Source organism: Candidatus Poribacteria bacterium, from assembly GCA_028820845.1.
Lineage (GTDB): Bacteria > Poribacteria > WGA-4E > WGA-4E > WGA-3G > WGA-3G.
Window position 1 is genome coordinate 102581 of the sequence record JAPPII010000037.1, and the last position, 22083, is coordinate 124663.

General features: G+C 46.2%; 22 protein-coding genes. 12 read left to right on the top strand and 10 right to left on the bottom strand.

Translation table 11 applies throughout. The features are described from left to right. Positions 1–29: 29 nt before the first annotated feature. The 3 genes from OXN25_09545 to OXN25_09555 all read right to left on the bottom strand — a co-directional run bounded on the left by OXN25_09545 (position 30) and on the right by OXN25_09555 (position 1826). A complete protein-coding gene (locus tag OXN25_09545; protein ID MDE0425100.1) occupies positions 30–974 on the bottom strand; it encodes a tetratricopeptide repeat protein in 945 nt (314 codons plus the stop codon). Between the two features lie 172 nt (positions 975–1146). Then, positions 1147–1647 carry a serine protease gene (locus OXN25_09550; protein MDE0425101.1) on the bottom strand — a complete coding sequence of 167 codons (501 nt, stop codon included), beginning with the start codon at positions 1645–1647 and terminating at the stop codon, positions 1147–1149. Beyond that, a complete protein-coding gene (locus OXN25_09555) occupies positions 1644–1826 on the bottom strand; it encodes a DUF433 domain-containing protein (GenBank protein ID MDE0425102.1) in 183 nt (60 codons plus the stop codon). Before OXN25_09555 ends, OXN25_09550 begins: the two co-directional genes overlap by 4 nt. A 288-nt stretch (positions 1827–2114) precedes the next feature. Between OXN25_09555 and OXN25_09560 the strand changes: the two genes are divergently transcribed. Continuing rightward, on the top strand, positions 2115–3722 hold the full coding sequence (locus tag OXN25_09560; protein MDE0425103.1) for an AAA-like domain-containing protein: 1608 nt from the start codon (positions 2115–2117) through the stop codon (positions 3720–3722). Positions 3723–3822: 100 nt separating this feature from the next. On the opposite strand, the gene OXN25_09565 is transcribed toward OXN25_09560, so the two are convergent. From OXN25_09565 to OXN25_09585, 5 genes are all read right to left on the bottom strand, one after another. Continuing rightward, positions 3823–4647, bottom strand: coding sequence for a phytanoyl-CoA dioxygenase family protein (locus OXN25_09565; GenBank protein ID MDE0425104.1), 825 nt, complete (start codon positions 4645–4647; stop codon positions 3823–3825). A gap of 150 nt (positions 4648–4797) precedes the next feature. Next, a complete protein-coding gene (locus OXN25_09570; protein ID MDE0425105.1) occupies positions 4798–5670 on the bottom strand; it encodes a phytanoyl-CoA dioxygenase family protein in 873 nt (290 codons plus the stop codon). A gap of 118 nt (positions 5671–5788) precedes the next feature. Then, on the bottom strand, positions 5789–6772 hold the full coding sequence (locus OXN25_09575; protein ID MDE0425106.1) for an aldo/keto reductase: 984 nt from the start codon (positions 6770–6772) through the stop codon (positions 5789–5791). Positions 6773–6836: 64 nt separating this feature from the next. Beyond that, positions 6837–7673, bottom strand: coding sequence for a hypothetical protein (locus OXN25_09580; GenBank protein MDE0425107.1), 837 nt, complete (start codon positions 7671–7673; stop codon positions 6837–6839). Positions 7674–7713: 40 nt separating this feature from the next. Further along, a complete protein-coding gene (locus tag OXN25_09585) occupies positions 7714–8784 on the bottom strand; it encodes a M42 family metallopeptidase (GenBank protein ID MDE0425108.1) in 1071 nt (356 codons plus the stop codon). Positions 8785–8937: 153 nt separating this feature from the next. Here OXN25_09585 and OXN25_09590 point away from each other — a divergent pair, with 153 nt between their 5' ends. The 7 genes from OXN25_09590 (at position 8938) to iolG (ending at position 15291) form a co-directional block, all read left to right on the top strand. Further along, positions 8938–9270: a hypothetical protein gene (locus OXN25_09590; protein ID MDE0425109.1), complete on the top strand. Its 333-nt coding sequence runs from the start codon at positions 8938–8940 to the stop codon at positions 9268–9270. 103 nt (positions 9271–9373) lie between these two features. After that, positions 9374–9616 (top strand): DUF4926 domain-containing protein, encoded by a 243-nt coding sequence (locus OXN25_09595; protein ID MDE0425110.1) that lies wholly within the window; start codon positions 9374–9376, stop codon positions 9614–9616. Between the two features lie 56 nt (positions 9617–9672). Further along, complete coding sequence (locus OXN25_09600; protein ID MDE0425111.1) at positions 9673–10389, top strand: hypothetical protein; 717 nt, start codon at positions 9673–9675, stop codon at positions 10387–10389. A 188-nt stretch (positions 10390–10577) separates the two neighbouring features. Continuing rightward, positions 10578–12668, top strand: coding sequence for a dockerin type I domain-containing protein (locus OXN25_09605; protein ID MDE0425112.1), 2091 nt, complete (start codon positions 10578–10580; stop codon positions 12666–12668). 170 nt (positions 12669–12838) lie between these two features. Continuing rightward, positions 12839–13387 carry a hypothetical protein gene (locus OXN25_09610; protein ID MDE0425113.1) on the top strand — a complete coding sequence of 183 codons (549 nt, stop codon included), beginning with the start codon at positions 12839–12841 and terminating at the stop codon, positions 13385–13387. A 320-nt stretch (positions 13388–13707) separates the two neighbouring features. Beyond that, entirely contained in the window at positions 13708–14088 is a 381-nt protein-coding gene (locus OXN25_09615) for a hypothetical protein (protein MDE0425114.1), read from the top strand. Positions 14089–14265: 177 nt separating this feature from the next. Continuing rightward, entirely contained in the window at positions 14266–15291 is a 1026-nt protein-coding gene (gene iolG / locus OXN25_09620) for an inositol 2-dehydrogenase (GenBank protein MDE0425115.1), read from the top strand. 136 nt (positions 15292–15427) lie between these two features. Here the strand turns inward: iolG and OXN25_09625 are convergent, their stop codons facing one another. Further along, entirely contained in the window at positions 15428–16156 is a 729-nt protein-coding gene (locus OXN25_09625; protein MDE0425116.1) for an ABC transporter ATP-binding protein, read from the bottom strand. Between the two features lie 100 nt (positions 16157–16256). Beyond that, entirely contained in the window at positions 16257–16934 is a 678-nt protein-coding gene (locus tag OXN25_09630) for an ABC transporter permease (protein ID MDE0425117.1), read from the bottom strand. A 595-nt stretch (positions 16935–17529) separates the two neighbouring features. Between OXN25_09630 and OXN25_09635 the strand changes: the two genes are divergently transcribed. The 4 genes from OXN25_09635 to OXN25_09650 are packed head-to-tail and all read left to right on the top strand — an operon-like array spanning position 17530 to position 22054. Then, a complete protein-coding gene (locus OXN25_09635) occupies positions 17530–19626 on the top strand; it encodes a WD40 repeat domain-containing protein (GenBank protein ID MDE0425118.1) in 2097 nt (698 codons plus the stop codon). Further along, positions 19623–20432, top strand: a complete 810-nt coding sequence (locus tag OXN25_09640) for an ABC transporter permease (protein ID MDE0425119.1) — start codon at positions 19623–19625, stop codon at positions 20430–20432. The genes OXN25_09635 and OXN25_09640 overlap by 4 nt, the downstream gene beginning before the upstream one ends. Before the next feature lie 42 nt (positions 20433–20474). After that, on the top strand, positions 20475–20888 hold the full coding sequence (locus OXN25_09645) for an FtsX-like permease family protein (protein ID MDE0425120.1): 414 nt from the start codon (positions 20475–20477) through the stop codon (positions 20886–20888). A 5-nt stretch (positions 20889–20893) separates the two neighbouring features. Further along, entirely contained in the window at positions 20894–22054 is a 1161-nt protein-coding gene (locus tag OXN25_09650; protein MDE0425121.1) for a hypothetical protein, read from the top strand. Positions 22055–22083: the final 29 nt, after the last annotated feature.

The window sequence follows — 22083 nt, forward strand, 5'->3', positions numbered from 1 at the left end:
AACAGCGGACATTCTATTATTTTTGATTCCTATTCCATAAGTCGAAGTGCCTCTATAATCTGAGTTTTAAGGCGTACATCGCCTGACTTTTCCGCGAGTTTCAACGCTGCTTGGAGATCTTGCTTTGCTTCACGCGTGTGACCCAGTATACCCTTCGCAACTCCTCGATTATGGAAGGCTATGGAGAAATCGGGTTTAAGTCGGATTGCATTGTCAAAATCTAAAACAGCAGAGGTATATTGCCCTAGTTGACACTTCACGCTTCCTCGATTGTAGAACAATAAGGCATCGTTGGGTTTGAGTCGGATTACATTGTCATAGTCGGTAATAGCAGCGGCGTATTGTCCGAGTTTATGTCTCAGACCTCCGCGACTGTTGTATGCCTCAGCTAGATCGGGTTTTAGGTGAATAGCTGTGCCATAATCCGCTATAGCAGCACTGTAATCTCCGAGTTTGGTGTTTGCACTCCCTCGATTAGAGTATGCCAAGGCGTACCCAGGTTTAAGTCGGATTGCTGTATCAAAATCTACGATAGCAGCGGTGTATTGCCCAAGATTGGACTTTGCGACTCCCCGATAAAAATATATCTCAACATCGTCAAGTTTTAGTTGGATTGCAGCATCATAATCCACAATAGCAGCGGCGTTCTTTCCAATTTTGCCCTTCATCTGCCCTCGATAATAGTAGACAACGGCAAAGTTGGGTTTTAGGAGAATGGCAGTGTCATAATCCGCAATAGCAGCAATGTATTGTCCAAGTTCACCCTTCAGAAATCCTCGGTTGACATAGGCAGAGACAAAGTTAGGGTCAAGTCGGATTGCCTCGCTCCAATCAGCAATAGCATTAGTATACTGTCCGAGGTGGGACTTTGCTATTCCTCGGTTGTAGTAAGCATAGGTATTCTTTGGGGCAAGTCGAATAGTTTCAGTAAGATCAGCAATAGCACCATTATAGTCCTCCAGCTCTAACTTCATATATCCCCACCTAAAGTAGGTATCGGGAGATATATAGACGTTGTCCTGTCCCAAAGGTTTTGCAGTGCTAGTGTTCTGTCAACTTTCAAATGATGGGAAACCCCAGTTCGTAGTAGTGCGATTTATCGCACGTCAGAAACGGGCAATGAATTGCCCTACTACGAACGACCTGTCAGTTTAGATGTGACAGACTACTAGAATGGGTAAGCAGCGTCTTAACACAGTTTGAGGGAATAAGGATATTAAGGGGTTGGACATCCAACGGATCGCCCGAATTACGGTACCATGATAGCGATACGCCAATAACTTCACCTTTACGGTTTAGCACAGGTCCACCACTGCTTCCGGGAGAAATCGGCGCAGTCATCTGCAAGCGTTCCTTCGTGTCCTTATCTCGGCGGCTGCTAATAATACCATCCGAAAATGTACCTTCCAAACCTTTAGGATTACCTGCAACATAAACCGTCTCACCAATCCGAACGGTATCGCTATCTCCGAGCGAAAGCGGTTTGATACCATACGCTGTTACCTTTAGAATGGCAAGATCGTTCATCTTGTCAGTTGCCGTGGTGCCTTCAATATTGTATGTGGTATGCTTTTCGACTAACTTCGCGGTGCCGCGTGCTGCGCCTTCAATCACGTGGTAGTTGGTAGCAATAAGATTCGGCTTCACAAAAAAGCCGCTGCCTGCTCACGTGAGACTGTCGGAAAATCGTCAAGGAATATATCAAGCGAGTCGCCTGCCACAAGGTGTTGAATGAGGCTCTCAACTGGTACGCGAGTGCCAGCAAAAACTAAGGTGCCGTGCATTACGCGTGGATCTTGGGAGACAATTTGTTCTTTATTCACCACCGGTTTTTCCTATCAGTTTGCCTACTCACAGGCACAATCTAACAGATTATGCTACAAAGGTGAGTTTGTGAACACACAGGCACAGCCTAACAAGAAACCATGCTACAATAACTCACACAATCTAACAGATTATGCTACAAATGGCAACTTAGACTATCTATAGGGTAACATGTTCTTGGGAAAATATCAAGGTGGTTGTTGGCCAACAGGCAATTAAGTGTGGACTTTCATAACTGGGTATGATACAATAAATCGCTAAGAATTTTAACGCAAACTTGGAGAAAAAAAATGAGACGTTTTGGCACCCAAGGCCGCGTGTATCCTGAGCGTCACTACGTTGTCTCGCGTACCGAGGAGATAGCCGACTTTATCGCCCGCATCGAAGAGGGCCGTTACGTCGTTCTTTTCGCCCCACGCCAAACCGGCAAAACCACGTTTTTCCGATTCGCATTAGATACGCTTACCGCTAAATCATCAACCTATTTCCCGATTCAACTGAATTTTGAAATATATAAAAATCTGTCCACGTCCGATTTCTATGAAGCCCTTTACAAAAGGGTTCGTAAGGAAATTGAGCAGGTTTGCCGAAAACGGGGGTACGTGCCTGCTGAGGCACTCACGCGTTTTCTAAATAACACGAAATTCAACAATCACATTTCAATGATGGAATTCTTTGAAGAGTTTGCCGGTTTTCTGGAGTGTCAATATAAGGCCGGGAAGGTCGTCCTCATCATAGACGAATTTGATGGAATTCCTCAAGTGGCTCTAAATGATTTTCTTCATTCGCTTCGTGACATCTACCTTTCTGATGAAAGCCGATGTCCGCACAGCGTCGGCATCGTGGGGGTCAAGAGCATTACACAACTTAACTACGATAGATCTATTTCCCCATTCAATATCCAGGACGAGTTTCACTTGCCCAACTTTACCCACCAACAGGTGCAAGAACTCCTCGCTCAGTATACAGATGAAGTCGGACAAGCCTTCACACCTGAAGTTATTGAAGCCTTCCATAGACAGACAGCGGGCCAACCCTTTTTGGTCAACCGACTTGCACAGATTCTCACAGAGGCGTTGGATATCCCAAAAACTCAGACCATTACAATGGCGCACTTTGTGAAGGCACACACACTGCTCCTTGAAGAAGAAAACGTCAACTTAACACATCTACTGACGAACATCCGAAGGGACCCCCGCTTTGAGAACCTCTTGATGCGAATCGTCTCTTATGAGAGGGGTGTGCAATTCACGCTGCGTAATGAAATTATTAGTGAACTCACCACTTACGGGGTTATCGCAAGAGGGGCAGATGGCTTATGTGAGATCGTCAATCCGATTTATCAGCATTGCATCATACAGGCGTTCCAGCCACTTATTAACGGACTTGAGGGGGACTATTTCTCAGAAAATAGTGACACCGACTTTATAGATTATCTCACCCCTACTGGACTGCTTTTGATGGGACCTCTACTTGATAACTTCAAAGACTTCATAGCCCGCGCCGGTTTCCGTATCCTGCAAGTCCCTGATACCCCACAAGAGTTTATTGGGCAGTATCTGCTTTACACCTATCTGGAGCAATTTATCCGCATCGTAGGCGGTAACATTTACCTTGAAGTGCCAACCGGACGCGGCAGGATGGACCTCATCATTCTGCACAACGGCCGAAAATATATCGTTGAGACAAAGATTTGGGAAGGCGAGCGGCGTTATCAGTCGGGCAAGAAGCAGCTCGCGACGTATCTCAAGTTAGAAAAGGCAGTAGAAGGATTTTACATCATATTTGATCACCGCGTCAATCCTGAACCGCGTGTAGAAACAGAGATACTTGAAGGACTCACAATTCGGAGTTATGTGATTCCGGTGATGCAGGCGCGACCTTCATCGGCTATGTGAACGCCCTTGGGTTGTTGGCTACCACAGTGTTATAAATCCCGCCGAACGCTATGTGTCATTTGGTGTTGATTTAGTACTTTGTAAACGCACCTGACTACCCTTAAACCGTCAACGTAACCGCATCCTGTTTGACAATCTCCTTGATATGCCCATACGGTGCAGATTCCACTAATTCCAAGGTCTCCGGCGACAACCGATCCAAGATAGGCTGTGGGAAACTATGTGCCCCTGAGAACTGTGGGAAATACCGTAAAACGAGAAAGCGGCGATCCCGATCTTTCGGCTTCCATCGCAATACACCGTGTGTTAGTAATTCCGAGATAATCACAATATCCCCTGCCTTCGGGGTGATATTGACGAAAACCGGATCGTCAAGCGGATCAATGCCATCGGCTTCATTCAGCGTCAGCAGTTCTTTCGGACGATCGAACTCGCTTTTATGTGAACCCGGAATCACGATGAGTCCACCGTCACCGGGATAGACATCCGTGAAATAGGGAAAGCAGACGAAGTTGTCGCAGTAGATACGTCCATTGTCAACTTCATAGCGCGTGCTATACCACCCGTAATCATCACGTGCGCAGTGAAGACCTCCCGGATTCACTTTCGCACGTTCGCCAGCTTCCCACAAATCGTGCTTATCGTGCTTCAGCGAACCCCTGCCAAATCGTGGTTGATTATCTGTCAACTCTTTGATAATCGGCCACAGCGCGGCGTGGGAGGTTAAACACTCAAGTGATTTATCAAAAGCGAACCCGTGTTGATGAAGTCCTTGGATTTCAAAGCCCGTTGGCAACTTGTTAGGTGGAGTTGTGATATATCTATCAACGGCTTCAGAAGCCTCCGCTAATGCATCACCGGTGATGACATTTTCTAAGTGAAGGTATCCGGTTACATCAAACAGGTAACGTTGTTTTGGTGTCATATTTTTAACTTTCCTTGCGGTTCGGTCAGGCAAATTGGTAGTCTTCACGTTCCTCTCCGTAGATCCGCTTTCCACTTCGTTTCAAGCTACACCCCATTTTAATCCAAAGAATCGCAAACCGTGCTCCTATAAGTGGCCGCTGACAACTATTTATAATGCCATGTTAAAGTCTGTGCCGGTTACGTTGCCTTTTACATAGGCATCGCGGAAGAGCGTTTGGCGTTTAGGAGGCATCGCCTCAAGCAATGCCTGGGGCGGTTTCGATAAACTCCACCGTTTATCTACTGAATTATAGGCGTTGAAAATCGCCACGCGGTCGGTATCCGAGTTTTGCCACGGTTGTCCGCTATGCGTAATTGCTTCCGTAAAAATAATGACCGACCCAGCCGGACAAGAATAGGTGTCCCAGTACTCCCATTCTTGTGTGTGGGCACCGTCTGGTGCAGTGTACGCCGCCTTGTGGCTGCCCGTAATGAACATCGTGCCACCGTCGCCTCTCTCCACAGGATTAAGCTCCCAGACGACGCGCGTTAAACCGCTATACGCCTGACCGGGTAGACACGCGTACTGATGGCAATCTCCGGGCATCCGCCACAGACCGTTGCCGTTGTGTGGGTGGAATGTAAAAGGCACCTCGTCCGTCGTAGAACGTAACGCCAGAAAACTCATCTCCATACGGAAGCCGTAACATACATCCGAAGCAAGATAAGAAGAAGCCAGGAATTCGTTCCCAAATGCCACTACAACGGGATGGTCTGTCAGTTGTTCCAAGGGACCGCCATAAGTGGAACGGTGGTGTTGCGGAATTGTTTCAGGAGAATGCTTCAACTGGTAACAGAAATCGCGCATCTCCTCAACCTCCGAGTCCGTCAGGACCCCTGGAACCAAGAGCCAACCGTTTTTGTCAAAGAGATATTTCTGCTCTTGGGTTAGCGGAACGACAGGTTTGCCGTCGGCGTTAGTCTGTGTAAGATCATCGGGTGCCGTTGCTAACGGGCTGCCTAAGTCCTTGTTGAATTTCATCACTCCACTCCTCTATAATTCGTGTTTTGTCACGTCGAAGTTGATAGATATAGAAGTCGCGAGCACAGCTCGCTCCTACAAGAAGACGCACGCATTGAGGATCCGTCCCAATGCGCAACTAACGGATACGTCCACCTGCGAAATAGTCTGGATCCTCCCCGAGTTTCTCCAGCAGCGGTGCGGTTAATTTGTCAAGGCTTTCAATTACGTCAGCAGATGGAGAATAGCCAGCAACATGCAAGTTTCGTTCCAATTCACTTACGTTCCGGGTACCGACGAGCATACATGTAATACCGGGTCTCGCCATTGACCACGCAATAGCAAGCCGACTCATCGGAATTCCTTCGGATTCTGCGACCTCTCGGATACCTTCAAGCGTCTCAAACATCTCTTCTTCGGCACCTTCTTCACCGTGCGAAGCCTCGGGACGTTCATCGCGAAAATGGCGAAACCGGGCATGCACTGGAGGTATCTCATCTGCGCTTTTATATTGCCCAGTCAAAATTCCTTGTAACAGGGGCATATATCCTAAAATACCGACATTTTGCTCCTTACAAAATGGTAATACTTTTGGCTCTATCGCTCGTGACAAGAGATTATAGCAGACCTGATTTACGGCAAGAGTCGCGCCTGTGTTAAGAGCGGCTGTGAGTTGATCCACGCCAAAGTTGCTTACACCGATAGCGCGGATAAGTCCATCTTCCTGCAACCGCATCAATTCAGCCATGCTCTCTTCAATAGCGAACTCGTCATGGGGCCAGTGAATCATATAGATGTCAACATAATCCGTTTGCAATCTCTGGAGGCTTCCTTCGCAATGCTCCCGTATCGTAGCTGGATCGGGTCTACTTACCTTCGTGCCAATGATTGCCTCGTGTCGTCTGCCCTTCAGCGCGACAGCGAGTGCCTCTTCACTGCGTCCAGAATTATATCCCTCTGCCGTATCAAAGAAGTTTATACCGGCATCTAACGCGGCGTTTACAACCTCGGTGACATCTGATTGTGCCTGTGGTCCCCAATAGTCACCACCACCGTACGACCAACAACCGATACCCATCACTGAAATCTCAATCCCGGATTTTCCACATGTCCGTTTTTCCATTTCTTAACCTCCATGACGTGTAAATGAGGTAATTATACCTCACTTGAGAGGCGTACAACACAATCTATCCTAATTCTTCACAGAGTTCCGTAATTAATTGAGCATTCTGACCAATCTGGTCCCCGAACTGCTGATACATACCGAGCAATAACGGATCAATCGGCTTAATGTGTTCTAAAGCAAACTTAATCTCTTCGCGAATCTGCTGCGGACTCCCGATTGTTCTACCTGCCGCCAAGACTTTGAAGACGAGACACGGCTTATCCGTCCTCTGTATCGCCTTACACATTTCGTCGCGGTCCTCTCGGGCGTAAATCTCGCCCAAGGCAGCGTAGCCGAATTTCTCCCTAAACTTCTCAGCACCGCCGTGGAGATTATAGAGTCCGGTCATGTAATAGTCTATATCCCACCCTTCATCTTCAGCGATATGCAGGAGTTTGGGGTTATGTACAGATAAACCCACCAAAACTCCGGTATCGCGAATCCGTTTGAGGATGTCTTGTAGGTGATCAAGCCTATTCTCGCGCAAACATCTCTGTCCAACACCACCACCGTGGGGTGCCATACCAAATGGATCGTGTTTCGCTGCTTCAAAGACAGCATCGGGTTCATCATACCAAAGCCCTCCCGGGCTGAGGCAGAACCAGTTTATCGTACCGCCTTCGTTTCGGTAACGCTGCAGATCAGAAAGCGAACGCTCGGTCAAACTATTCTGCCAACCGTTAATCCCCGCTTCCTCTGCGCGTTTGAGCGTTGCGACGACCCGTTCTGGCGTATGGTATTCCTTCTGATGCTGTGAAAGGAGTTGATTGAAGTGAGAATAACCGTAAATTGGATTATCCCCTATCACTAATTTACTGATTTGATGATTACAAAACGAGATTTTTGGTAAGGTTGTCACTGGTTTGCCCTCCAAGTAAAAAACACTTTACAAAACACGCCTAACCGAACAGAAATCCCTCCGAAACGGATGTATCAATTTCACGTACAAGATGCATCGTCAATTCCAACGCTGCGGTGTAGTCATCGATGTTAATAATCGAGACATGGCTATGGATATAACGTGACGGCACACCGAGCACGACGGATGGTACACCTCTGCCGGATTGATGGATCGCGCCACCGTCTGTCCCACCGGACTGACGCACCCCAAGTTGATACGGGATTTCGTGTCGCTTTGCCGTCTCAATCACAAAATCTGCCAACTTCGGATTAACAATCATTGAAGAATCAATGATCCGAATTTGCACACCACCACCGAGTTTCCCTTGTGAGGCACCGACGCTTAATCCCGGGGTATCGTCAGCAGGAGGGCCTTCAAGAACGATTGCGAGATCGGGTTCCACACTTGCCGCGACCGTCCTTGCCCCTCGCAAGCCGACTTCTTCTTGCACACTTCCTGCGCCAATAACGGTGTTCGGATGTTCATCAAGCCTCAAAAGTGCTTCAATAACGATCGCAACACCGACGCGATTATCAAACGCTTTCGCAGAAAACAATTTGCTATTTTTCAAGGGCATAAAAGGTCCGTAAGGTGCGATCGGACAGCCCGGTAGCACCCCAAACTCTTCAGCCGCTTGCTCTTCATTCTCCGCCCCTATATCAATAAAAAGGTCTTTCATGTCTAAGACTTTATCGCGCGACCCTGAGAGTAAATGCGGTGGTGTAGACCCGACCACTCCCGGCACTTTACCCACCTTCGTTGTAATAGTGACGCGTTGCGCTAAAAGTGTATGTGCCCACCATCCGCCGAGTGGTAGAAACTTGACGAATCCGTCATCTGTAACGCTTTGCACAACAAAGCCGATCTCGTCTAAATGAGAATCCAGCAGAATTCGAGGGTGTTCCGCATTGCCTGTGTGCGTGCAGAAGATACTTCCTAATTTGTCGGTTTCGATTGGACCGACATCGGAAACCGCCTCTCGAAAAATCTCGCGTACTTCTGTTTCGTAACCAGGGATTCCGTCCGCCTGTGTCAATGATTTGAGTAGTTCAATTGAGGTTTCAGCCATTATTGCATTCCTTTGGCAATTGTGCTATAATTTCGTAATATTATAGCAGGGTTAATGTTTTGTGACAACTTTTAATGCCTTACGGAAAGCACAATAGATATAGAAAGACTCTAATATTCACACGAAATTAGTAGGCATTATACAACAAATTTCATGAAAATACCGAATGCAGAACGTGCTATCGTGGACATTCGTAAATTGCGGGATTACTGTCTCAACTCTCAGAATGATACGGGTAAACATAAAGCACATCTATTTTATCTAGCACTCGGTATAACTGTTGATGATGCTGATGCCCTACGCGACATCTTGTTACAAGCAGTCAAAACAAGCGAGGCGCAAGTAGGACGACAGGACATCTATGGGCAACGCTATAGAATTGATTTTCCACTGACTTGGAAAAATAGACACGCGATAATTCGGAGTGGCTGGATTATTGATCCAGATTCAGATGCTCCCAGATTGCTAACCGCTTATCCATTGTAACACCCGGAGGAAATAGACTGTGAAAACCAAATTTTTTGCGGACGCTGTGAACATAGGAAATTTGCCTGAGTACCATCTAAAACAAGAAAACGTTAAAAAGAAAATTAAACTTTTTGATGTCGTAGCACTCACGCATGATTTGCCCGAACTCAATCTGCGGCGTGGGCAAGTTGGTACAGTCGTTGAGATACTGTCAAACGGTGATGCTTTTGAAGTTGAATTTAGTGATCGTGACGGTCGCACCTACGAATCCCTCGGGTTTCGTGCCTCACAACTGATGGTTCTCCATCATGAACCGATGCAGGCACAGGTCGACTCTACGCCTGCACAACTCATCGCGGATTGAGTTTTGCTCTGGTCAATGCCTCACACAGATTGAAATCAACTATCGTAGAGGATTATATGGATAAAATCATTCGGAAACTTACAAATATGGAAGCGTGGATTGAGTTCAATTCGCCGCCGGCTGAATCCAAGACGAACGCTGAGCTCATGAGATTCGTTGTAGAAGTTATGAACCGGTGTTTGTACCTGCTCAGGGTAGGTGTTGCTGCAGCACCGGATGCAGAAACAGCTAACACAGGGTACGCCAAGCCCCAGGCAATAATTGTGGGATATATGGTGCAACTCACGAAATTATATGAAGGCGCGCTTATCCAGATTTGTGGGGGCCAACCTGAACTCACCCGCCTCTTTTCCGCTCCTATCCTTGAAGTTGCGCGAAACATGGAGGCTCTTATCATGTCAAGCGAGCAGTTCGACTATAGTTCCATTTCGGATTCGTATCCATCCGAGCAAAAGATGTTTCGAGAACTGGAAGGTAAAGTTAAAAAGCATCTACTCACACCGGAAGGCCCCGATTGCATTCATAGAGAGTGGCATGATATCCGCTCATATTATCTTACGCAAAAAGGCGACTCCTACGCACCGGACTTGAGTCCCGGTAAACCCGATCCAAGATTAGGATGTCAGTTGACGCAAATATGCCTTGAAACCCTCTTCGTCTATTTAAAGTGGAATAGATCTGATCCTGATGCCTTAATAACATCTGTAGCCGTGAAACTACGCGAACTTAACGCAGCTCTTGGCGAGGCACATGAAAACACACTTGGCGAATGACTTGTATCAAATCTAATTAGAGCGGACGCATCCTGATCGTGAGTGGGTAATCACTGACGAGACGTTTAATGACATAATCGATGAGGCATTTATATCGGAGCCGAATGTGCTGCGTGAGATATTTGGCGGACACATAAAAACAGAGGAATTGTAAAACGAAAATTCTTATTATTGCGTAAGGAAAACTTATGAAGCGTTTTTTTATTTTAGGTTTGGTTCTAACTTTCTGCGTGTACTTCACAACAGCAGCATTTGCGCAATTTTCGACACCTCAAAGTTCGGGACAATTGTCTCTGCCCATCGGTGCGAAAGCGCATTTGGGTAAAGGCGGTGTTAGCCGCATGCAATACTCACCGGATAACAAGCATCTTGCTGTTGCGACACGGTCAGGCATTGTCTGGATTTATGAAACCGAAACGCATGAACCTGTCTCCGTTTTAGAAGGACATCCAGGGCAAGTTTACGATGTAGCATTCAGTTCGGATAGCAAACGGATGCTTTCAGGGGTAGACAACGAAGGGCTTGCCTATCTGTGGGATACACAGACGTGGCAACTTTTGTATACATTCCGTACAACTTCAGATAGGCCTTTTAGTATTCAGGGAGGGTTGTGGTTCAGTGCTGATGAGACAGCTGTCATGATGCAGAATTGGTTTGATAAGTCTGTAGATGTCTATGATATAGAAACCGGCGCGCATCTCGAAAATATCCCGATAGCCGCAGCCGAACCGTTAATCCCGCCTATGCCTGCTCCTCCCCCATTTTTAGAGGCGGATGGCACAAATCAGATGATAGCATACCCTACACCGAGTTTCCATTCACCCACATTTGCGGATGCCGATGAGACCCTCTGGCGTCGCGTTCCGAATAGCGATATGATTGCGGCGTGGGAAAACCCGTACGGAGACCCGGCCGTTTCGCTTCGTTTTTTTAACGTCAATACAGGTGAATTCCGCTACGAGGTAATATGTTGTTTAATCAACTACCCGGGTCGAGATTATGACACACTTTATGTATTTAGTGATGTCGCATTTTCGCCGGATGGACGACACGTTGCGATCGCTGGTGAAGAGGGGACGGTCCGTATTTTTGATATTCACAATAGAAATACCGTCATTGAAGAAGGGCCTACACACATCACAGTTTCTCCCTTCCCCCGTCCTGTCGCCGTCATTGATGGACATACCCGCAATGTTACGAGTATCGCATTTTCGCCGGATGGCGAAACGCTTGCAACGGATTCCACGATGGCAACATTATGGGATGTTGACACACAGACACTGTTATGGCGACTCCCTGGCGGGGACGGGCTGGGGAGCATAGCATTTTCACCCGATGGACTCCTGGCACTCCCCGGCAAGAGAGGCACTGTGAGTTTTATGGATGTCAATACCCGGCTGCCGGTGCGAACGATTCATGCGGGTTATGATGTGCTCTTTTCTCCCGACATGAAAATCTACGCAGACATCCGAGACGGTCGGATACATCTTGTGGACACTGACACTGGTAGGTTTGTACATGAACTCAGTACGCCGCTGACACCAACGAGTGGTCACCCAGTACATATTTCAGTGATGGCGTTTAGTCCAGATAGTCGGATGCTGGCAGGTGGAGGTTTCACCTCAATATTTATCTATGATGTTCAAACAGGTGAACAATTACATTTCCTAGATACTGGATCTAGTGGAGTTCAACTTCTCAGTCTCGCTTTTTCACCCGATGGACGTATACTCGCAAGTGGTGACAATAAAAGCATCATACGTTTATGGGAGACAACAAGTGGAACACTCCGACGCACGATTCTCGATAAACGCAAGGCATCTACCGATGCATGGGACAATACACCTTCAGAGTTACGTTCGATTCCAAATGTCTATCTCAATGATGTGGCGAGCCTGGCGTTTTCGCCGGATGGCACTGTGTTGGTGAGTGGGGATCTCTCCGGTCACATCGACTTTTGGGATGTCGAGAGTGGTGCGCATTTACAGAGACTTTATGCATATAGAAATCGTGTGGTCGATTTAGCGTTCTCGCCGGATGGCAACACCCTCGCGAGTGCTGCTGACGATATCGTGCTGCTATGGGAATACGATCCGCTGAGCTTCACAACGCACCCTGATGACCCCAGAGATGTCAATGATGATGGTGTCATCAACATCTTAGACCTCGTGAGCGTTGCCGAAGCGATTGGTAAATCTGGGTATCCTATTCATGCAGATGTTAATGGTGATCGTGTTATCAACATCTTAGACCTCGTGAGCGTTGCCGGTGGTTTCTAAGAATCGCGAGCACAGCTCGCTCCTACAAGAGGAGGGTGGTCTGTAGGCGAACAGATTGAGTTTCGCTCTGGTCAACGCCCCACGGGGGTCGAAACCGACTATCGTAGAGGACTATATGGATAAAATCACTCTTACCATAGACGAAATAAAACTCGGAACAAAAATTTGTTATGATAAAAAATACTATACTTTTAGTATCAGATGAGGCGATGCCAGAAGATCTCTATAATGAGGTGCCTGGTCGTTTGCTTTCTCTATTTACATCTCCAATTATTGAGACAGATGATATTGTCTATCCTGGTTTTGTTGGAGAAGACACCCAAATTGAGAATACGGGCGTATTTAGCCGTCCAATCTCCAGATGTACTGCGTTCGCATTCCGAGCAGACTGGCAAGATGTTAAGACTGAGCTGGAGATAGCGTACGTAAAGATGAATGATACAACTGGAAGGGAAGTATCGTTAATTGGTATGTATTCCGAACATTCATCAAAATATCCTTCCTTTATTAAAAACATATTCGATCGGACATCTTGGAAAGAATTACCGGTGCTGACACATGAGACATTCCATTTTTATTTGGAGAATCTGGGCATGTATGTTACGATGTTAGCAATACCCGATTTAGCAGGAAAATATAATACAAAAATTGGATTGTCTTGCCATGGGTATGAAAAATGGTGCTCGATAATGGCTTCACAACTTCCGTTTACTGAGTAGGCTTTGGAATGAGGATCTTACCTGCCGGTAAGGCTTGGCACCAACGCCTAAAATTCCGAGAAATATTTTGAAACACAAGTTTTTAGCCTTTCTTAATTCGCTAGTTGTGCTCATTTTAGAAGCATTTTACATTGCAGCTTACATTCTATTATGTTTCGGTTTGTCCAAACTTGTCAGATATACTATCGGCTCAAAATGGACTGAAGTTATGGATAATATCAGTTACGGAGCTCTGATCGTGGTTAGTTTGATTGGGGCAATTCGATTTATTGCTCAAATAGGGATTCAAACTTATCGGCATTTAAAAAAGGAGGTAAAAAATGAACATGATAGAAATTATTAAAGAAAAAACTCTCTGGCTAATTGGGGCAGTATTAATTACCATCCCTCTGCTGGCATGTTACCCGATTCTAAAGTTTCTCGGCTTGTCCTCAAAGGTCGCCACAATCGCTACGGCTTGTCTATCAGGTATCGCGTACATTTTTTTGGTTACTTATATTCAGCCATTTCTACGCAAAATTCTACCATTCATTCGATCCAAAGCACCAGATGAATCTCCAGCCCTTGTATCCAAAGGGAGTAGCATAGGCATCGAAATTGTAAAAGGTCTGAGTTCATACTTTAGTGATAGCGAATTAGATATCCCCTTTTCAAATACCCATATTGCGAGAGACTTTAGAGGTGACTGGACCCATTCATAAAGGAGAATGTCCATGACAAAAGTTATAAATAAAATATAAAAAATCGCAATAAGTAGTTTTCTGAACACATTAACTGGAGAAGACTGTTACAATTGGCAGGAACGCACCATCCGGCATAAGACCCGAAAGAAATAAATCGAAATCAACATCATACATTCGACCAGGAGCAATCTGCACATGAACAAAACCCCTAAGATTCGGGTTGGCGTTATCGGAACAGGACGTATCGGTAAATTACACATCGAACACCTCGCGCAAGACATACCAGAAACCGATCTCGTGGCACTTTGCAGTCTCGACCGTCCGAGCATGAACAGTCTCGCGGAAGAGTTTAATGTCCCACAGACTGTAGATGATTACACTGAACTCTTAGCCGATCCGCAGATTGATGCCGTGCTAATTACGTCTGCTACCAATACACATGTAGAAATTAGCCAAGCGGCTGCTAAAGCACGGAAACACATCTTTTGTGAGAAACCGATTGCATTAGATTTGGAAGAGATTGACGAAACTCTGGCGATTGTGGAGGAAACAGGGGTTAAGTTTCAGGTAGGCTTTCAGCGTAGGTTTGATACGAGTTTCATGCGAGTCCGAGAAGCAGTTGCCTCTGGAGAGATTGGTGAGCCGCACATCTTGCGGATTACGAGTCGCGATCCGGGACCACCACCGATTGAATATATCAAAGTCTCCGGTGGCATTTTTCTTGACATGATGATTCACGATTTCGATATGGCGCGCTATCTTATCGGGGATGAAGTCGTGGAAATCTACGCAACAGGAAATGTCCGCGTAGATCCACAAATCGGCAAGGCAGGCGACATTGATACCGCTGTTATTATCGGACGCTTCCAAAATGGGGTTATTGCAACCATCGACAACAGCAGAGAGGCTGTATACGGCTACGACCAGCGAGTTGAAGTTTTTGGATCAAAGGGAATGGTTACGGTAGCAAATCCGTTGACAGATACTGTCACCTTTAGTGGAAGTGAGGGGACTCATGCTGCTTTACCGCCATACTTCTTTGTGGAACGCTATAAGGCGGCATATCTTTCGGAACTACAAGCGTTTTTCAGGTGTATTCAAGAACGGACACCACCGCCAGTGACAGGTAAGGATGGACGGGTACCCGTTGTGATGGGATTGGCTGCGCTGAAGTCGCTTCGTGAAAACCGCCCAGTCTTGCTATCTGAGATCTCGTCTTAGAAACACGACTTACGCAAAAACGCGATGAGATGCTTATCTTTGGACAGCATAGATGTTTAATCAGAGGAAACCCGGTGCGGTTAGAAACCGCACCTACCGGTAAGGTACGTAAGTCCTAAGGAATTCGTGGTGTCGGTTAGTGCCCACCGACTTCACCGACTTCGATTTCAATCTCGTCTCGGTTTCTAATGCGTTCAACGAGTCCATCTCGGATGTCTACAATCCTATCAGAGACATCAAGCATTTTCAGGTCGTGTGTAGCAGAAATTATAGTAACCCCCTGCTCCTCATTTAACTGTTTAATCAAGTCAATAATTTCGCGTCCGATAACAGTATCAAGATTCGCCGTCGGTTCATCGGCGAGGACGATGCTTGGGTCATTGGCGAGGGCTCTGGCGATGGCGACGCGCTGCCGTTGTCCACCGGAGAGTTCATCAGGAAGATGAAACATCCGATCCCCTAACCCTACCATGTCAAGCAATTTTTCGGCTTTTTCATTGCGCTGTTTCTCAGGAAGCCCTGCAAAAATCATGGGTAATGTTACATTCCCATGTGCGCTCCGTACATGCAACAGGTTATAACTCTGAAAGATATAACCTACCCGGTGGCAACGAAATGCCGCAATCTGTCTCTGTGAAAGTTGCGACATATTTTGCCCGTCAATGTAAACCTGTCCTTCCGTAGGCGTATCAAGTGCGCCAATCATGTTAAAGAGCGTTGACTTCCCGGAACCGGAAGGTCCCATCAATGAAACGTACTCTCCGCGTTCAATCTCAATATTGATACCATCCAAGGCACGGAGGACGTTTGAGCCCATCCGATATTCCTTGACGACATCCTCAGTTTTCACAACAATATCAGCCATAGCCTTTTCCTTTTTCGCCTCCGGTCCCATCACCAGCGGAGCTGTAGATTTGATTTTCAGGTTCCCCTATGCAGTGTACAAGAGCCGTGTCGAATAGTCCCTATACCTCAGTCCGCATTGCCTCAGCGGGTGGGAGTTTTGCCGCACGCCATGCTGGGAACGATGAACCGATTACAGCCAAAACCATACCCAAACAGCAGCCAAGCAAGATGACCACAAGCACACCCAACCGCAGGGTGCCATCTTCAGGTTGCGCGGGTAGTAAAGGGAAATAGAAAAACAGATCTAACCCATAGTCTTTAAGCCCCAAAAGAACGGCACCCAGCGTTCCGATGAGCGCGCCGATAAGGGCACCCGAAAACCCTTGGAACCCGGATTCAAGTAGGAAGAGTCGCACCACGAACCCGTCTAACGCGCCGAGACATTTCATTGTACCAATCTCACGGAAACGTTCCGTGACTGCCATCAACATAGAATTTGCAATCCCAACGACACAGACAATCAAGGACATAACAATGAGCCAAATATCTTTCGTGGAAATGCCTTTTTCTGTTGTTTCTTCAAAAGTGTTAATTGTCGATTGTCGCCCGCTCTCTTGTAGGGCAAGGCCGATTTCATTATTCGTCCAGACTGAAACTAAGAATGCAATGCCCAGTGTAATACCTGCCGTTGTAATAATCGAACGCCCAAAACGGATTTTCAAACTTTGAAAACTAATCCGTAGTGATTCCATAAACGGAAGATCAATCTGTTCTTCAATTGGTGTTCTTTGCTGCAAAGATTTGCCTCCTTAATTTGTATCTATTTATGTATTGTATCAAATTTACAATTTCAAGTCAAATTATTCATTTAAAATTCAAGATGACTTAGCCCTCATTTTTATAGTAGGTGCATAGATCGTCGGTGTCAGTTGTGAAAAAGGAGCGCGCGTCTATAGGCGTGCCCAGAAGCACTTCACAGGGATTGAACCGAAATTATTTTTTCTTGACAAAATTTGTATTTCTTTTTAAACTCCATACAGTGTTTATCAACACGGTAAAAAATCAGACTTCGCGTTTTTGATGGCAATTTAATGCTGGTTCTTCCTATTTTGATTTCTGTCAAGGTAAAAACATCACGTATCCGCGTGACGAATTGTAAAACAATTAAGAAGATGTTAGAAATGTTAAGAAATTTTTTCTCAAGCCCTAACGTACCAGGGCGGCTGATGGTTGTGCTTACCTTCACTGCGGGGATTATTTTCGCGGGGGCATTTAATGGTTTTGTTGTGGAAACAGAGGCGAAGAGTTGCTGTGGCGGTGGAGCGGAGGTATCGCTTTTCACTAGCAGTGAAAGTAATAGTGACGGCTGCACGTGTATAGGTGGTAGTTACTGTGGATCTTGCGATACTTCGTCCGACTGCAGCGGTTCTAAATCCACGTCTTGTTATGGCGGATGTGAATGTTCCAGTTGTACTACAGGGACTACTGTTTGCGGCAATGATGATGATCAAGCTTGCAGCAGCGTTTGTGATGATGACTCTTAATCACAGTGATCTTACAAGATGGGATCTTCCAGAAGGGGCAAAAGTTAGGTTTGGCCGAGGCCTTGTGATGGACATGGCATTTTCACCAAATGGAATTCATCTTATTGTTGCAACCCCAATTGGTGTTTACTGGTATGATCTTGTCACAATGGAACCTACTGCTTTGTGGGAAAACGAAAGGGGGATGGTTTCTACCGTCTCTCTTTCCAGTGACGGTTCTCAAGTTGCCACCAGTAATGCAGATGGTATTGTTAAATTATGGCATGTTGCTACCCAGCAATGTACTGTCAGAATACAAGGGTGGCATTGCGGAACTTCTGATATTGTCTTTTCACCGGATGGTCAATACATCGCAGCGTCTGGGGTTCAATATGGAAGTATTTATGTTTGGCATACAGAAACTGGAAGTCATGTCGCAAGTTTCAAGGTTGTAGAACCACAGAAAGGTCCCCGCGCTTCTCATTTACCGTTGTGTTTTTCACCTGATGGACAATTGCTCGCTTATGTTTCTGCCCAGTTTGTCATATCCGTGCGGCACTTGGCAACAAAGGAGCTCGTGACAAACATCATTATGACCCCGAGGCAAGTAAATGCCCTTACCTTTTCTCCTTGTGGGCGGTTTCTTACTATTGCTGTAGAAAAAGGTGGAATTAGGCAATGCCCGGGGATTCAGGTGTGGAATATTAGGCAAGAAGTCTTGGAAATGACGAATATGGCATACGACGGGAATAGCGTAATACCTGTTTATTCTTCTAAAGGTGCTTTGCGAGTTGCAGAGGTTGATACCGACAAAGTTGTAATTTGGGATGCCGATCAGTCGGAAGCACTTGACATTTTTGAAAATATAGGACGCACCGAAGTGGTCCACTTTTCAACCGATGGTAAACAGCTGGGAATCGCTACCCATCGTGAGATTCTTGTCTGGAATGAGAAGAATCCATCTGTGGTGGGCCTTCTGCATGGACATACACTTCCTACGGGTTCCGTGTCCTTTTTGGATAAAGGTACGGTCCTGGTAAGCAGGTATTGGGGCGAAAGCGGTGTTGTATTTTGGGATATTGATCGTAGGCAGGCAATATGGAAACATCCAATAACGGTAGGTCATAGAGGGAAAATTTGTGCTCTATCTCCTTGTGAAAAATTATTAGCTTTCAATATGGGGCAAGCTGGTCAAATCATTGAGGTTTGGGATGTTCCCTCTAAGACGCGGATTACGACACTTAACAAACATCAACGGGATATAACAGTTCTGACATTTTCACCTATTGGGCAGATTCTCGCGAGTAGTGATGTCGAGGGAAAACTTTATCTATGGGACGTTCAATATTGGGAAAAGTATCGTGTGTTATCCGTGACAAACAGAAGTATTACCGGAATGGCATTTCACCCAAATAAGGCAAAACTCGCTATTATCTCTGTAGACAAAGAAGCCTCGGTGTGGGATATAGAGAAAGGTGAACAGATTGGCGTGCTTCCTTTGGGGATCCGTTTAGATAGTGCTATGTATACGGGTGATGAACGGGATATCCGATGCCACCTGAAGCGAGACGTTTCACCATCATGGCGAGCATCTATCCATTCAATTACCTTTTCTCCATGTGGCGATCTCATCGCAGGTGGGTTGTTCGGTGAAATTCGCTTCTGGGATGCAACAACGTATGAGATTCATAAAGCAATGCGACTCCCTGAGGGGTGCCAACGCCCTTACGTCTTAGTATTTTCTCCATGTGGACGCTATCTCGCTTCTGGTTCTTGGTGGCAGGAGACAGATAAGGTGTCCATCAGGTTATGGGAGGTTGCCACCGGTAAAAATATTACTACTTTCTGGGGGCATCCGACTGATATTCAAGATCTTACCTTTTCACCAGATGGTAAGCTTCTGGCGAGTGCAAGTTTTGATGGCACCATTCTGTTATGGGATGTGAAGCCGTACTTATCCGAATGAAACGTTATGATGCTATTGCTGCAGGTATCTCACATATTTCTCAAAATCGGTTACGTGCCGGTCTGTCCATTCTCGGTATCTGCATCGGAATCGCGAGTGTGCTTTGTATGATAGCCATCGGCGAGGGGGCAAAGCAGATAATCACCGACGATATTGAGAAACTCGGTGGTTCTAATCAAGTGCAGTTCTGGACGCGGACCTCTATTTGGAAAAATAGGCGGTTGATTCGGCGCACCACTGAACGCTATACACTTGAAGATGTGGACAGCATTGAATCGGAATGCCCTGATGTTTTGTTTGCTCTACCGAAAAGTGATAGAATGCGTGGGACAATTACGAATCGAGACGGGGGACACATATATTTCTATGTAGAAGGTGTAACCGCAGCATACTCGCAAGGCTTGCGATGGAAAGTGCAGACGGGTCGATTCTTTACAGAAAACGAGATTGACAGTGCAGCACAGGTTTGCGTTCTTGGTGCTACTGCTGCTGAAGAACTGTTCGGCAAGGCTACAGCCTTAGGACGAGAGGTGAGGATTAAGTTACACTGGCGGCAGACCCCCATACGGTGCCGAGTTGTAGGCATTATGACTCCCAAAGGTAGAAGCCTCCGGAGTTACTATTCTCTGGACGAAACTGTATTTTTGCCACTCACAACACACTTGCAGCGCCTCTCTGGTGATCACTACATTTACGGATTTACAGTGTTTTTCAAAAAAGATGCGGATGTGTACCGGGTCATTGCTTCCGTTAAGGAAGTCCTACGTAAAAGACATCGGGGAAAAGAGGACTTTATCGGTTATTGAATACCAAAGGGGACCGTCAGACGGTTAGAACACATCCAACAAGTGATTCAAATCGCTCTGGGTTCTATTGCCGGGTTCTCGCTGTTTGTGAGTGGCATCGGTATCATGAATATATGTCTTGTTTCTGTCGGTGAAAGGACACGAGAGATAGGCGTGCGGAAATCAATCGGCGCGAGACAGATTGATATTTTCTATCAATTCTTGACGGAAGCGATATGTCTCTGCTTGTGTGGGGGTACACTCGGGGTTGTAGGCGGTTGGTTAGCAGCGTGTGGCATGGCGCGGCTTGCTGTGCGTATTATGCCGATTGTGCCAGAATGGCCCGTTGTCCTTTCCTTACCTTGGATATTGGTTTCTGTTATTTTTTCCGTTTTTATGGGAGTGAGTTTCGGGATATATCCTGCGTTACAAGCATCAAAACTTTCACCTATTGATGCTCTGAGGATGGAGACATAAAGTCAATGATGAATACTTTACAGAAACTCTCACGTTTGAGTTCTTGGTTACTTTTGTGTCTTATTTTATTCCTTGCCTTCTGGATCCGTATTCAAGGTGTAGCGTCTATACCTGATGGGCAGTTTACCGGAAACGATCCCTATCTGTTTTACTGGCAAGCACAGATTGTCGCTGAACACGGTAAACTGCCTGTGAGGGATATGCATCGCTGGCTTCCCTATGGTAGAGACTTGGGACAGAGTCTTAATGCCTATTCTTACGCTATCGCTTACACACACAAAGTGATAACACTCTTTTTTCCCAATATCTCAGTCTACCAAGTGGCGTTATTTTCCCCGGCTGTTTGTTTCATGCTAGGGTTGGGAGTGCTTTGCCTTTTCTTTTACCGGACCTTTGGACTACTCTTTTCGAGCATTGTTGGCTTACTTTTAGCCACTCTCCCCGGTGTCGTTGAGCGCAGTGCCGCCGGATTCAGTGACAGAGACAGTTGGTGTCTGATGCTTGGTATTTTCGCTATCACGGGTTATCTTGCCGCTCTGCAAGCACAAAACCCGCGTAGCAGGCTTTTGTGGACGCTCGCGAGTGGCTTTACTGTATTTCTCGGTGGTATTAGTTGGGAAGGCTTCTGTATTTTCTTTAGCATTATCCTTTGCATAGAGTTCTGGAGATTTCTCACAGATGAAAAGGAAGAAAGGCTCCGGTTATACTTTCTCTGGGTGTGTACTTTCGTGCCTCCCCTCTATCTTGCGTCGCCTGTTTATCGGAATGGAGAAGGTTTTGCAACCCATCTATTTGCGTTTGTGTTGGTGCCGCCTCTCATCCTATTAGGGATTCGCGTTCTTCGGCATGTTTTAATCACTAAATCCACGTTTGCAGCCAAATTTCAACCACATGCCAGAAATCTTTCCTTTGGGTTGACGCTTGCAAGCCTTATCCTCGCGTTTGGATATGTTTGGAGTCAGTTCCACACTTTCGCAAGTACACCTGTCCCTCTGGGGCAAAACCAACTGATGCAAACCGTGGGCGAACTCAACGTGCCAGACTACAGATATTGGGTATTTCGGTATGGGAGCCTCTTTTTCTTAGCGAGTCTAGGGTTCATGAGTATAAGTATTCGCCTCTGGAAGAACAGTGGCACAGTATTAGGTAGTGTTTACATTGTGTAAGTTATTGACATTTTTGTTAGGTTTTGGTA

What these genes read in the sequence shown, in the direction of transcription:
- OXN25_09585 (MDE0425108.1), bottom strand. Translation starts at nt 8,784, where the DNA reads ATGGCTGAAACCTCAATTGAACTACTCAAATCATTGACACAGGCGGAC.
- iolG (MDE0425115.1), top strand. Translation starts at nt 14,266, where the DNA reads ATGAACAAAACCCCTAAGATTCGGGTTGGCGTTATCGGAACAGGACGT.
- OXN25_09640 (MDE0425119.1), top strand. Translation starts at nt 19,623, where the DNA reads ATGAAACGTTATGATGCTATTGCTGCAGGTATCTCACATATTTCTCAA.
- OXN25_09575 (MDE0425106.1), bottom strand. Translation starts at nt 6,772, where the DNA reads ATGGAAAAACGGACATGTGGAAAATCCGGGATTGAGATTTCAGTGATG.
- OXN25_09545 (MDE0425100.1), bottom strand. Translation starts at nt 974, where the DNA reads ATGAAGTTAGAGCTGGAGGACTATAATGGTGCTATTGCTGATCTTACT.
- OXN25_09560 (MDE0425103.1), top strand. Translation starts at nt 2,115, where the DNA reads ATGAGACGTTTTGGCACCCAAGGCCGCGTGTATCCTGAGCGTCACTAC.
- OXN25_09565 (MDE0425104.1), bottom strand. Translation starts at nt 4,647, where the DNA reads ATGACACCAAAACAACGTTACCTGTTTGATGTAACCGGATACCTTCAC.
- OXN25_09590 (MDE0425109.1), top strand. Translation starts at nt 8,938, where the DNA reads ATGAAAATACCGAATGCAGAACGTGCTATCGTGGACATTCGTAAATTG.
- OXN25_09615 (MDE0425114.1), top strand. Translation starts at nt 13,708, where the DNA reads ATGAACATGATAGAAATTATTAAAGAAAAAACTCTCTGGCTAATTGGG.
- OXN25_09610 (MDE0425113.1), top strand. Translation starts at nt 12,839, where the DNA reads ATGATAAAAAATACTATACTTTTAGTATCAGATGAGGCGATGCCAGAA.
- OXN25_09650 (MDE0425121.1), top strand. Translation starts at nt 20,894, where the DNA reads ATGATGAATACTTTACAGAAACTCTCACGTTTGAGTTCTTGGTTACTT.
- OXN25_09570 (MDE0425105.1), bottom strand. Translation starts at nt 5,670, where the DNA reads ATGAAATTCAACAAGGACTTAGGCAGCCCGTTAGCAACGGCACCCGAT.
- OXN25_09600 (MDE0425111.1), top strand. Translation starts at nt 9,673, where the DNA reads ATGGATAAAATCATTCGGAAACTTACAAATATGGAAGCGTGGATTGAG.
- OXN25_09605 (MDE0425112.1), top strand. Translation starts at nt 10,578, where the DNA reads ATGAAGCGTTTTTTTATTTTAGGTTTGGTTCTAACTTTCTGCGTGTAC.
- OXN25_09625 (MDE0425116.1), bottom strand. Translation starts at nt 16,156, where the DNA reads ATGGCTGATATTGTTGTGAAAACTGAGGATGTCGTCAAGGAATATCGG.